This window comes from Polaribacter sp. 2305UL8-11 (genome assembly GCF_058147165.1).
The window spans coordinates 116226-129237 of the sequence record NZ_JBYVJW010000010.1 but is presented as its reverse complement, the minus strand read 5'-3'; the positions used below and the strand labels follow the sequence as shown (position 1 = coordinate 129237).

10 protein-coding genes are annotated in these 13012 nt (G+C 31.9%); 8 read left to right on the top strand and 2 right to left on the bottom strand.

Features of this window, described 5'->3' with window-relative positions:
* The first annotated feature begins 2 nt into the window (after window positions 1–2).
* The 7 genes from ACY2RW_RS10695 (at window position 3) to ACY2RW_RS10665 (ending at window position 9947) form a co-directional block, all read left to right on the top strand.
* Window positions 3–1604, top strand: a complete 1602-nt coding sequence (locus ACY2RW_RS10695) for a RagB/SusD family nutrient uptake outer membrane protein (protein ID WP_490122719.1) — start codon at window positions 3–5, stop codon at window positions 1602–1604.
* An 18-nt stretch (window positions 1605–1622) separates the two neighbouring features.
* On the top strand, window positions 1623–2750 hold the full coding sequence (locus ACY2RW_RS10690) for a SusE domain-containing protein (protein ID WP_490122718.1): 1128 nt from the start codon (window positions 1623–1625) through the stop codon (window positions 2748–2750).
* Between the two features lie 19 nt (window positions 2751–2769).
* Window positions 2770–4221, top strand: a complete 1452-nt coding sequence (locus ACY2RW_RS10685; protein ID WP_490122717.1) for a SusE domain-containing protein — start codon at window positions 2770–2772, stop codon at window positions 4219–4221.
* Window positions 4222–4382: 161 nt separating this feature from the next.
* Window positions 4383–7166 carry an alpha-amylase family glycosyl hydrolase gene (locus ACY2RW_RS10680; protein ID WP_490122716.1) on the top strand — a complete coding sequence of 928 codons (2784 nt, stop codon included), beginning with the start codon at window positions 4383–4385 and terminating at the stop codon, window positions 7164–7166.
* Window positions 7167–7176: 10 nt separating this feature from the next.
* Window positions 7177–9312 carry a T9SS type A sorting domain-containing protein gene (locus ACY2RW_RS10675; RefSeq protein WP_490122715.1) on the top strand — a complete coding sequence of 712 codons (2136 nt, stop codon included), beginning with the start codon at window positions 7177–7179 and terminating at the stop codon, window positions 9310–9312.
* A gap of 25 nt (window positions 9313–9337) precedes the next feature.
* On the top strand, window positions 9338–9517 hold the full coding sequence (locus tag ACY2RW_RS10670) for a hypothetical protein (RefSeq protein ID WP_490122714.1): 180 nt from the start codon (window positions 9338–9340) through the stop codon (window positions 9515–9517).
* Between the two features lie 70 nt (window positions 9518–9587).
* Window positions 9588–9947 carry a hypothetical protein gene (locus ACY2RW_RS10665; protein ID WP_490122713.1) on the top strand — a complete coding sequence of 120 codons (360 nt, stop codon included), beginning with the start codon at window positions 9588–9590 and terminating at the stop codon, window positions 9945–9947.
* A gap of 52 nt (window positions 9948–9999) precedes the next feature.
* Here ACY2RW_RS10665 and ACY2RW_RS10660 read toward each other — a convergent pair whose 3' ends face one another.
* Window positions 10000–10668 carry a bifunctional 4-hydroxy-2-oxoglutarate aldolase/2-dehydro-3-deoxy-phosphogluconate aldolase gene (locus ACY2RW_RS10660; protein WP_490122712.1) on the bottom strand — a complete coding sequence of 223 codons (669 nt, stop codon included), beginning with the start codon at window positions 10666–10668 and terminating at the stop codon, window positions 10000–10002.
* A gap of 118 nt (window positions 10669–10786) precedes the next feature.
* Window positions 10787–11833: a PfkB family carbohydrate kinase gene (locus tag ACY2RW_RS10655; protein ID WP_490122711.1), complete on the bottom strand. Its 1047-nt coding sequence runs from the start codon at window positions 11831–11833 to the stop codon at window positions 10787–10789.
* Window positions 11834–11988: 155 nt separating this feature from the next.
* Between ACY2RW_RS10655 and ACY2RW_RS10650 the strand changes: the two genes are divergently transcribed.
* On the top strand, window positions 11989–13011 hold the full coding sequence (locus ACY2RW_RS10650) for a LacI family DNA-binding transcriptional regulator (protein WP_490122744.1): 1023 nt from the start codon (window positions 11989–11991) through the stop codon (window positions 13009–13011).
* Window position 13012: the final 1 nt, after the last annotated feature.

Genomic DNA, 13012 nt, shown 5'->3' with positions numbered 1-13012 from the left:
ATATGAAAACAATAAAAAAATTATTAGCCTTAACATTGCTAATATCAGTTTTTGCTTCTTGTACAAAAGATTTAAATATTGTACCTGAAGACGATCAAACCACACTTAGTGAAAAACTTTTTGAAAACGAATCTGCGTATTTAGAAGTTTTAGCAGGTGTATACGCAAACTTATCTTTAACAGGTACAGATGGTGCTGGGAGCTCTAACATACAAGGTTTAGATGCTGGAACAAGCCAATATGGTAGGGTTTTATTGTATCTACAAACACTTTCTGCAGATCAAATGATTTGGTCTTATGAAAATGACCCTGGTACAAGAGAAATTCAAAGAAATATTTGGACTGCTCAAAACCCACTTATTCTAGGTATGTTTAGTAGAGCTTCTGTATCAGTTGCTTTTGCAAATAACTTTTTAAGAGAAACTACTACAGAAAAATTAGACGCAAGAAACGTTTCTGCAGCTACAAGAGCAGATATTGTAAATTACAGAGCAGAAGCTAGATTGCTAAGAGCATTATCTTACTATCATTTAATGGATTTGTTTGGTAAAGCTCCACTTGTAAATGAAAATGATCCTGTAGTAAACTTTAATCCACCACAGGCAGATAGACAACAATTATTTACATATATAGAGTCTGAATTAACTGCAATAGAAGCAGATTTAAAAGACCCTAGAACAAACCAACATGGTAGAGCAGACAAAGCTGTTGCTTGGATGATTTTAGCTAAAATGTATTTAAATGCAGAAGTTTATATAGGTCAAGCAAAATATACAGAAGCTGCAGATTATTGTACCAAAATAATTAATGGTGGATATACATTGGCTACAAATTATGCTGATTTATTTATGGCAGACAATAACACCAATTCTGCAGTAAATGAAATTATATTTCCTTTAATTTCAGATGGTATAGAAACTCAGAATTTTGGACCAACAACAGTTATGGTAAACGGTTCTGTTGGAAGTATAGAGCAAAATGGAACCCCACTTGGTGTTGGTGCAGGTGGCTGGGGAGGCGCCTTAAGATTAAGAAAAGAATTTGTACAACTTTTTGATGCTAGTGTATTTAATACAGACACAAGAAATACCATAATATCTGGAAGCAGAAATATTGAAATTAAAGATATTTCAGATCAAGATCAAGGATATATTTTACAAAAATATTCTAATGCAAAATCTACTGGAGGTTTTGGATCAGATCAAACCTTTGTAGATACCGATTTTCCTTTATTTAGATTAGCAGATGTATATTTAATGTATGCTGAAGCTCACCTAAAAGGTGCAAAAAACACCAACATTGCAAACGCACTTACTTATGTAAATGCATTAAGAACTAGAGCTAATAACCCTCAAAATAATTTAACTGCAGCAGACTTAACTTTAGACTTTATTTTAGATGAAAGAGCAAGAGAATTACACTGGGAAGCAAAAAGACGTCAAGATTTAATACGTTTTGGAAAATTTACTGGAGGAAATTATAACTGGGTATGGAAAGGTAATGGAAGTAATGGTATTTCTATATCTGCAGATTTAAAAGTATACCCAATACCTAATGCTAGTTTAGCTTCAAACCCTAACCTAACTCAAAATACTGGTTATTAAAATTTAAATTTCAAAGAAATGATAAAAAATATAAAACAATTTTCTGGAATAGCTATAGTAGCATTAATACTATCTGTATTTACTGCTTGCGATGATACTTCAGAATTATTCACAATCTCAAATCCTACTGCACCTGTGTTAGAAGATTTGAATTTTACAGACCTACAATTAGATGCTGTGAATACAAACAATCCTGCACTAACCTTAAATTGGAAAAGTGCAGAATTTGGGCAACAAGCATCTGTAAATTATGCAATAGAATTTTCTATGGATAATGCATTTACCAATCCAGTTGTAGCTTCTACAATTACAGGTAAAAATTCTATAACTTTATCTGTAAGCGAAGTTAACGCAGCAGCAGGTAATGTGGGCTTAAACCCTTTTCAATGGGCAAATATTTATACAAGAGTTGTGGCTAATTTAGGTACTCAAGCTAGTAAAAAAACACCATCTAATGTAATTCAATTTAAGGTATATCCATACTTTAATTACACTTTTAATGATTTTTATTTGGTGGGTGATGCTACTGCCCCTGGTTGGAATAATAACAATACAAATCCTAACTTGTTTAGAGATGAAAGTGATAGTAATCTTTTTTACTATACAGGTAAATTTGCCAATAACGGTCACTTTAAAGTATTATCTACTAAAGGAATGTGGCAACCACAATATGGTACAGATAATGCTACAAGAGGCCAAAATGGCGCTGCAAATGGTGATGTAGGTGCAAATCTAGGTGGTGGTTCTGATCCAGAACGTTTTCCTTATGCAGGAGGTAATGGAATTCCTGAAGGATACTATAAATTTACCATCAATTTTGCAACTAATAAATTTACATTTGAACCTTTTGATGAATCTAACATAAATAGTCCGACTTCTTTAACAGTAGAAGGATCTAGTACTACAAATATTGCTATGACTCAAATGAGCTTTGATGATCATATTTGGTTTGCAACATCAGTTCGTTTAAAACCAGGTGATTTAGAGTTTGTAACAGCAGCTGGAGCAAAATGGGGAAGTACAACACCTTTCTCTGGCAAGGCAACTGATGGTGGAGGCAAAATTCCTGTAATTGTAGAAGATGATTATGATCTTTGGTTTAACGATTTAACAGGTCGTTACATCTTAGTTCCTTTAAACTTATAAACATTAAAACATTCATAAAATGAAAATAATATTAAAAAGATTAAGCTATTTATTACTGTCTTTAGTTCTGCTAATTGGAGCTTGTGATACAGAAGAAAGCTTAACCATTACATCTCCAGACCCACAGTTTGTGCTGGACACTCCTGGAATTTCAAATGTACTATTAAACTTTGATTTGCCAACAAATCCTGCATTTACAATCACTTGGAGAGATCAAATTTCTGCAGGCTCAGATTACACAATAGAAATGGCTACAGATAATGCATTTACAACTCCTATAACTTTAGGTAGTACAAAAAAGTCTAGTTTTTCTATGACTGTAGATGCATTTAACACAGTTATAAATAATGCTGGCATAATGCAAAGTAATGACATTCCTGTTTATATGAGAGTTAAAGCTGGAGATAAAATTACCAATTCAATATTATTATTAGTAACTGTTTATCCAACTTCTTCAAATGCTCAGACAATAACAAAACCGTCTGCTAATGATGCTTTTGTATTATCATTTGCTAATGCTACAGATGTTGCTTTAACTGTTGAATGGAATGATATTGCCAATGCAAGTTATTCTTTAGAAATTGCAACAGAAAATTCTAATTTTGCAACTCCTGTAAATGTTGGAGAGGCAACAACTTCTTCTAAAATAGAGATAAACCATGAGGATTTTAATAAAAGTGCCTTAGCTTTAGGATTAACTCCTGCAACTGCATCAAACATTGAGCTTCGAGTTAAATCTGTAATTACAAGCGCAAACGGAAATAAAATAGAACGTTTTTCTGATCCCGTAATTATTTCTGTAACACCATACAATGTAAACTTTCCTTATTTATATTTAGTAGGTGATGCAACCACACCAGGTTGGAACAACAATAACAACAATACACCTTTGTTTAGAAGTCAAGACACTCCAAATTCTTATAATTTTATCGGATATTTTGGTGCTGGTGCTTTTAAAGTATTAAATGCTAAAGGTTCTTGGCACCCTCAATGGGGTGATGCAAATGGTGTATTAGGTGTAAGTGATACATCTGGTGCTAACGAACCTGGCGTATTTCCTATTACTACTGCTGGCTACTACAATGTTTCTTTTTCTAGTATGTTAGCTGGTGCTTCTTATAGTATTACTTCTTATGACGCTTCTAGTGCACCTACTTATAACAAAATAGGACTTATTGGAGCTGCTATTGGTGGTTGGGGAGATGCTGATGAAATTGATTTAACTCAAGATCCTAATAACCCTCATTTATGGTACGCTAATGGAGTTACATTTACAAACGGTCAAGAATTTTTAATTAGACCAAATGATGATTGGAATAATGGTGTTTGGAGACACACAGGATCTAAAGAGTTATTTGGAAAAGCTAATTTAGCATCAAGTGGAAGTAATTTTCCATTTACAGAAGCATCAGGAAAATATGATGTTTGGTTTAATGATTTAGATGGTAGCTACGTTATCATTCCTAATTAATAAAAATATGAGGCTGTCTGAAAAGTCAAAAAATTAACTGCTTGTCATATTGAGCCTGTCGAAATATAGTTGATAATCAATGAATTATAAAACTTCAACAGGCTCATTTTGACATACTTAATTACTTTTTAGACAGCCTCATATTTTATAAAAACAACTTTATGAAAAAAATTACCTTTCTTATTTTATTCATTTCTTCAATTAGTTTTGCACAGGTGCAAAATGCAACTTTTTCAGTTTCACCTGCTACTTTTGAAGAAACAGAACAAATTACAATTACAGTATCTGGAGTAAACCCAACAACTTGGGGTGTTACAGATATCTATTTGTGGGCATGGTCTTTTAACCAAAGTGATTTAGATCAAACTCCAGCAAAAGCAGTAGATTCTCCTACAAATGGCTCTTGGACAAATTCTAATGAAGCTCAAAAGCTTACAAATAATGGAAATGGAACCTATTCCTTTACATTTACACCTTCTACTTTTTACGGGAGAACAGGCTTAAAAAGAATAGGTATGCTTGTAAAAGCAAAAAACGGAACTGGAGATAAAAAAACACAAGACCAGTTATTTGATGTTGGTAAATTTCAGTTAACATTAAATACACCTACAGAAAAAAACATTATTAAAAATTCTGGAGAAGCTGTTTCTATTACTGCTACTGCAAGTTTAGCTGCAGATTTTAATTTAAAAGCTAATGGAAACTCCATTAATACAACAACTGGAGCAACTTCTTATAGTTTTTCTCCTGTAGTAACAGAAAATACTACCTTTGTTTTAGAGGCTACAAACGCAGGAACAATAGAAACTGCTACATTTAATGTAATTGTAAGACCTACTGTAACAGAAGCAGCAATTCCATCTGGCCTTAAAGATGGTATAAATTTAAACACCACAGACAATACAAAAGTAACCTTAGTTTTTTATGCTCCAGGAAAAGATTTTGTTCATGTTATTGGTAGTTTTAATGATTGGAAAGTTAACAACACTTATCTCTTAAAAAAAGATAGTACCAAAGATCGTTTTTGGATAGAATTAACTGGTTTAACTCCGCAAACAGATATTACATATCAATATTTAATTAATGGTGAATTAAGAGTAGCAGACCCCTACTCTACAATTGTATTAACACAATCAAATGATCAATTTATAAATTCAGTAACATACCCTAATTTGCCTACTTATCCTACAGGAAAAACAACACATCATGTTACACTTTTAAGAACTGGAGATGCTCCATATAATTGGCAAGTAACTAATTTTAAAAAACCTAAAAAAACGGACTTAGTAATTTATGAATTATTAATCAGAGATTTTGATGCCTTACATAGTTTTGATGCAGTTAAAACACGCTTAGATTATTTGCAAGATTTAGGTATTAATGCAATAGAATTTATGCCTCTAATGGAGTTTGATGGTAATGAATCTTGGGGATATAACCCTTCTTTTCATATGGCATTGGATAAATATTATGGAAACAAAACTGCTTTTAAACAATTAATTGATGAATGCCATAGAAGAGGAATGGCTGTAATAGTAGATGTCGCTTTTAACCATGCAAGTGGTCAAAACTCATATTACAGAATGTGGAATACAGATAATGGAGGTTATCAAGGACAAGCAAGTGCAGATAGCCCGTTTTTTAATCCAGTAGCAACCCATTCTTACAGTGTTTTTAATGATTTTAATCATAGTAAACAAGCTACAAAAGATTACGTAAAAAGAGTTTCTCAGTATTGGATTGACGAGTATAAAATAGATGGTTTTAGATGGGATTTAACAAAAGGATTTACACAAAATTGTACAAATAATGAAGGCTGTACAAATAACTACCAACAAGACAGGGTAGATGTGTTAAAACTTTATGCAGATTACCAATGGGAAATAGATCCTAATTTCTATATTATTTTTGAACATTTAGGAACAAATAACGAAGAAACACAATGGATTAATTATAGATTAAATGAAGGAAAAGGCATTATGGTTTGGGGAAATCATCATGGCCCTTACAAAGAAGCTGCATTAGGTTTTAATGACAATGGAAAATCTGACTTTTCTTGGATTTCTTATAAAAACAGAGGTTGGTCTGTACCTGCAAATGTTAGTTATATGGTTAGTCATGATGAAGAAAGACACATGTATGATGCTATTAATTTTGGAAACTCTAATGGAGCTTACAATATTAAAAATAAAGCAACAGCTTTAAACAGAATGGAATTAAATGGGGCTTTTTATTTTACAGTACCTGGACCTAAAATGATTTGGCAGTTTGATGAGTTGGGTTATGATATTAGCATCAACCAAAATGGTAGAACTGGAAATAAACCTATTAAATGGGAATATTTTAACGATGTAAATAGAAAAAAATTGTACAACACTTGGTCTAAACTTATGCAACTAAAATTAAAATACGAAGTTTTTGAAACTACCGATTTTAGTTTAGATGTTGCCAATGCTAACGGATTAAAGAAAATTCATTTAACAAATGCTGCTGCTGCAGATTTACAATATGTTTTGGTCTTAGGTAATTTTGGTACCTCATCTCAAAATATAACACCTTTCTTTCAGCAAGCAGGTACTTGGTATGATTTATTAAACAACAATACAACAATAAATGTAACCAATGTGCAAGCACCTATTTCTCTAGCTCCTGGAGAGTTTAAAATATATGGTAACAAACCAGCAACACTGGCTAATGAAGAAATAGCTTTAGATTACAATTTACTTCAATTATATCCAAATCCTACTTCAAAATACTTTATACTTTCTAAACAAGTAAGAAATGTTACAATTTATGATATTACAGGAAAAACAGTAAAAGATTTTGCCAATAAAGTTCAAAAAAATAGCTTATATTTAGTGCAAGAACTTGATAAAGGAATTTATTTTGTTAAAATTCAAGAAAATAATAACAAAATAATTACCAAAAAATTAATTATTAACTAAACAAAAAAAAATGAAAAAAAATTATTTTTTAACAATTTTGAGCATACTATTTTGTTATGCATTACAAGCTCAAGTTTCGTATTCTGGTAATGGAAACTCTGGTTTTGGAGATGTTTTTGGAAACACAGGTAACCTTCAAATAACAGATAATGGCACTCAAATTTCTTTCACCTTAAACAAAGGTGCAGGAAATTTAAATAATACAATGGTCATATATATTGACTCTAAAACAGGAGGTTTTTCAAATACTTCTACTTTTACTGATACAGCAGATGGCTTAAGAAGAGGTGTTTCTGGTTTTGATGGTACAAATAGATCAACAGTAAATTTCCCTGCAGGTTTCACAGCAGATTATGCAATCGCTTTCGATCAAAATTTTGCTGGTTTATGGAAATTAGATAATGTTGCTAACTTCACTTTTGTAAGCTCTGCTAATTTAAGTCCTACTGGAACACCAGGTAATGCTACTTTTACTTTTGATGTAGATTTTACTGAAATTGGAACAACAGCTACAAATAATTTTAAGTTTGTTGCTACTTATTTAAATGATACAAATGCTTTTAGATCTGATGAAGCAATTGGTGATGGAATTGCTGGTGGAAATCCAGGAGCTTCAGCAGTTACATTCACTGGAGATAGACATTACCCAAACACTTGGACTGGAACAACAGATTCTGATTGGGCTACAGCTACTAACTGGACAGAAGGTGTGCCAACATCAACACACAATGTTTATATACCAATGGTTACAAATCAACCAACAGCAACAGCTGCAGTAACTGTAAATAAAGCAATCGTTAAGTCTGGAGCTTCTTTAAGAGCACTTGATGCTTTTACAGGAACATTAGTATATCAACAAAATGTATCAGATACAAACTGGCATTTAATGTCTTCTCCAGTAGTTGGTGAACAATATGATGATGCTTGGATTACAGCAAACTCAGTAGCCTCTGGTACAAATAATAATAGAGGAATAGCAACTTATAATAATGGAACACCAGACACAGATACAGATGGTGCTGGTTCAGACACTGCAACAGGTCATTGGAGATATTTCCAAGCAGGTGGTGCAGCTACAACATTTGGCCCTGGAGTTGGTTATTCTGTAAAAAAGACTGCTTCTGGTACTTATACTTTTACGGGTACTTTTCCAACAACAGCTATATCTCCAGCAATTTCGCAAGATGTAAATAACTGGAATTTAATCGGTAATCCTTATCCATCTTATTTAAACATCGCAGATTTTATTACAGCAAATTCTGTAACAAATGATAATTTATCGGCTGGTTTTCTTGCTGTTTATGTTTGGAATGCTGGAACAAGTTCTTATGATAATTTGACTACAGGTCACATTCATCCAGGACAAGCATTTTTTGTAAATTCTAAGGTTAATGGAAATGCAACAATTACAGAATTGATGCAAAGCCATCAAACTGGAGTAACTTTTTACAAAAATACAACACCATCTATTGCATTATCAATTACTGATGGAGTAGGCACTAAAAAAACAAAGGTTAATTACATTGCTGGTAAAACTAAAGATTTAGATCCTGGTTTTGATATTGGTATGTTTAATGGAGTTCCTTCAAATTTAAGAGTTTACACACATTTGGTAAACAATAATAGTGGAATTGCTTTTTCAAGACAGGCATTGCCAAACACAGATTTAGGAACGATGATTATTCCTGTTGGTGTAAAAGCTGAAGCTGGTAAAGAAATTACTTTTTCTGCAGAAGTTTTAAATTTACCTACTGGTTTTAAAGTTTTTTTAGAAGATAAAGTAACCAATACTTTTACACGTTTAGATGAAACAAATAGTAGTTATAAAATTACTTTAAAAGATGCTTTAAATGGAGTTGGAAGATTTTACATACATACAACACAAGGTGCTCTAAATGTAAATTCTGTTACTTTAAATGGAGTTAGTATTTTTAAAGTAAATAGTTCTACAATTAGAATTGCAGGTTTACCACAAGGTAAAGCGAGTTTTTCATTATATAACGTATTAGGAAAACAAGTAAAAACAACTTCTTTTAACGCTAATGGAAATGAAGATATTTCTATCTCTAAGTTGGCAACCGGAGTTTATTTTGCAAAGGTGCAAACAGAAACAGGAGAAATTACTAAGAAAATTATTTTAGACTAATAACGAGAACTATAAAACTATAAAGATGAAAAAACAAATAAAAAATTCAGATAAAACATCTCAAGAAATTACTCGTAAAGACGCTCTAAAAAAGATAGGTAATTACGGTAAATATGCAGCATTAACTGCTTTAGGAACCTATATGATTTTAAATCCACAAAAAGCACAGGCGCAAAGTCCTGAAGCTCCAGGTACAGGATTTTAAATAATATTATATATTTTTGCAAAGCCAATACATACATTGTATTGGCTTTTTTTATTAATTTATATCAATAATGACAGTTCAAGATTTAGTTGGTAATTTTTCTATAATAGGCAGCAATCAAGATGATAGTGAAAACTCTTACAAAGGAGAATTAAACTTATCTTTAAACAAAAACAATCAAATTATAGCAAAATGGTTAATCAATAAAAGCCAGCCACAATTTGGAATAGGTTTTTTTAAAGATAATATTTTAGTCATCAATTTTGAATATCAAGGCGATGAGAACACTATTTATAAAGGCACTGTTGTTTACAAATGCTTAACCAAAGACATTTTAGAAGGTTTTTGGTCTGAAGAGTTTGGCAATCCTAAATTTCTAGGAACTGAAAACTGTTTTCGTTTTAAAGACTATAAAACCCATATAAATTAAGAAACCTCCAACAATTAAGTTGAAGGTTTCTCAAATTCAAATAATAAAAAATCTATTTTCTAACCGATTTTACAATAGCTAAAGCCGCTTTTACGTCTTGCTCTAACTTTGTATAATCTCTATTAGCAATAATATCTTTAGAAATTAACTTAGATCCCATACCAACACAAGTTACACCAGCATCAAACCATCCTTTTAGGTTTTCTTCTGTTGGTGCTACACCACCTGTTGGCATAATACTTGTCCATGGTTGAGGACCTTTAATCCCTTTTACAAATTGAGGTCCATAAATATCACCAGGAAATAATTTTACGATTTCGCATCCTAATTCTTCTGCTCTAGCAATTTCTGTTAATGTACCACAACCTGGAGACCATAAAACTTTTTTACGGTTACAAGCTATTGCAATATCTTCTCTTAAAACCGGAGTTACAATAAAATTAGCTCCTAATGCCATATATAAAGATGCAGCAGCTCCATCTGTTACAGAACCAACACCCATTATCATACCTGGTAATTCTGCAATTGCATATTTGGTTAGCTCTCCAAAAACTTCGTGAGCAAAATCGCCTCGTGCTGTAAACTCCATTAAACGAGCTCCACCATCGTAACAAGCTTTTAAAACTTTTTTACTTAACTCTATATCGTTATGAAAAAACAAAGGAATCATCCCAGTTTCTTTCATTGCTGCTGCAACTTCTATTCTTGTAAATTGTGCCATAATCCTATCCTAAATCCTTTCCAAAGAAAAGGACTTTTGCTTTTAGTTAATACTATATTTTTAGTCTAATTTATTCGTTCAAATTTTTCTTCCCTTTGGGAAGAATTAAAGATGGGATTTATCTTGCTACTCTTCCAGAAGCGTCTCCACCCATTAATTTTTCTACTTCTGCAACTGTTACTAAATTTGCATCTCCTTTAATTGTGTGTTTTAAACAAGAAGCTGCAACTGCAAAATCTAATGCATTTTGATCGTCTTTTGGGTATTTTAATAATCCGTAGATTAAACCTCCCATGAACGAATCTCCTCCACCTACTCTATCTACGATATCTGTAATTTGATATTGACGTGTTTGGAATAATGTTTTACCATCATACAAAACTCCTGCCCAAGTATTATGAGAAGCAGAAATAGAACCTCTTAAAGTTGTAATTACTTTTTTAGCTCTTGGAAATTTTTCCATCATTTGCTCACAAACAGATAAAAAAGCTTCTGCTTTTACATCATGTCCTTGCGTTTGTACTGTAATACCTTCTGGTTTGATACCAAAGTGCATTTCTGCATCTTCTTCATTACCTAAAACAATATCACAGTAAGACGTTAATTCTGTCATTATTGACTCTCTATGAGCATCGCTACAAAATTTCCAAAGTTTTGCTCTATAATTTAAATCTGTAGAAATGGTAATTCCTTTTGCACTTGCTGCTTTAACTGCTTCTAAACATACATCTGCAGCACCTTGAGAAATTGCAGGTGTAATACCTGTCCAATGAAACCATTCACAACCATTAAAAACAGCATCCCAATCTATCATTCCAGATTCGATTTCTGCAATTGCAGAATGCGCTCTATCATAAACTACTTTAGAGCCTCTTGATACTGCTCCAGTTTCTAAAAAATAAATTCCTAAACGATCTCCACCATAAACAATTTTATCTACTCCAACACCTCTTTTACGCATTTCCATCATTGCACACTCACCAATATCATTTTTTGGTAAACGTGTTACAAAATCTACATCTACTCCGTAATTTGCTAATGAAACTGCTACGTTAGATTCTCCTCCACCATAAATAGCGTCAAAATTATTTGCTTGAGAAAATCTTAAAAATCCTTGTGGAGCTAATCTTAACATGATTTCTCCAAATGTTACTACTTTACCCATTCTAATTTTTAATTTAATATTATTTAGTTAATTGGTTAAACGTTTAAGCAAGTAATCAAAATAAAATCAAAAGAACAGTTTTACACTATTGTTTTGATTGTATCAAATATACAACTATATTTGCTTTAACGATTAAGCAAAGATATAAAAAAAATATTATCAAAAAGAAAACTACCATAAAAGATATTGCAAATGTTCTAAACATCTCTGCAGCAGCGGTTTCTAAAGCGTTACATAATGACTCTAGAATTAGTGAAAAAACAAAAAAAGCAGTTAGACAGGTTGCAAAAAATTTAAATTATCAACCAAATCATCTAGCAAGTGCGCTAAGAAGTGGTAAAAGTAAATTGGTTGGTGTAATTGTACCAAGAACAAACAGTAACTTCTTTTCATCAGTTATCCAAAATATAGAAGAAGTTTTAAATAAAGAAGGCTATAACATTATAATTACACAATCTAATGAATCCTTTGAAAAAGAATGCAATAATATTGATGCATTGTTATTTACGCAGGTTGATGGCATTATTGCTTCTATGGCTAATGAAACTGTAGATTTATCTTATTATGAAAAAGTAAAATCTAAAGGAATTCCGTTGATTTTATTTGATCGTGGTGAAAATGATTTGAATGTAGATTATATTGGAATTGATGATTATAATAGTAGCCATATAATTGTTGAGCATCTTTTAAATCAAGGATGTAAAAGAATTGCACATATAGGAGGTTTTAGACGAACTCGAATTTTTAACAACAGAATTAGAGGTTATATAGATGCTTTAAAAAAACATCATTTACCTTTAAACGAAGAACTTTTACTTGAAAGTGGTTTGACTACTGAAGATGGTAGAAAAAAAATGCTACAATTACTTTCTCTAAAAAATAGACCTGATGCTGTTTATGTTGCTGGAGATTATGCTGCTTTAGGTGCCTTGCAGGTTTTAAATGAACAAAAAATTGATGTTCCAAACGAAATTGCTTTGGTTGGTTTTGGTAACGAACCTTTTAGTGCAATGGTTACTCCTACTATTTCTAGTATAGAACAGCATAGTGCAGAAATTGGTAAACAAGCAGCGCATGCTTTTTTAAAGCATTCTAAAAAAGAGGTTGTAAAACAAACTCTTACCAAAAAAATTCTTGATGTAGAACTTATGGTAAGAGCTTCTTCTAACAAAAAGTAAT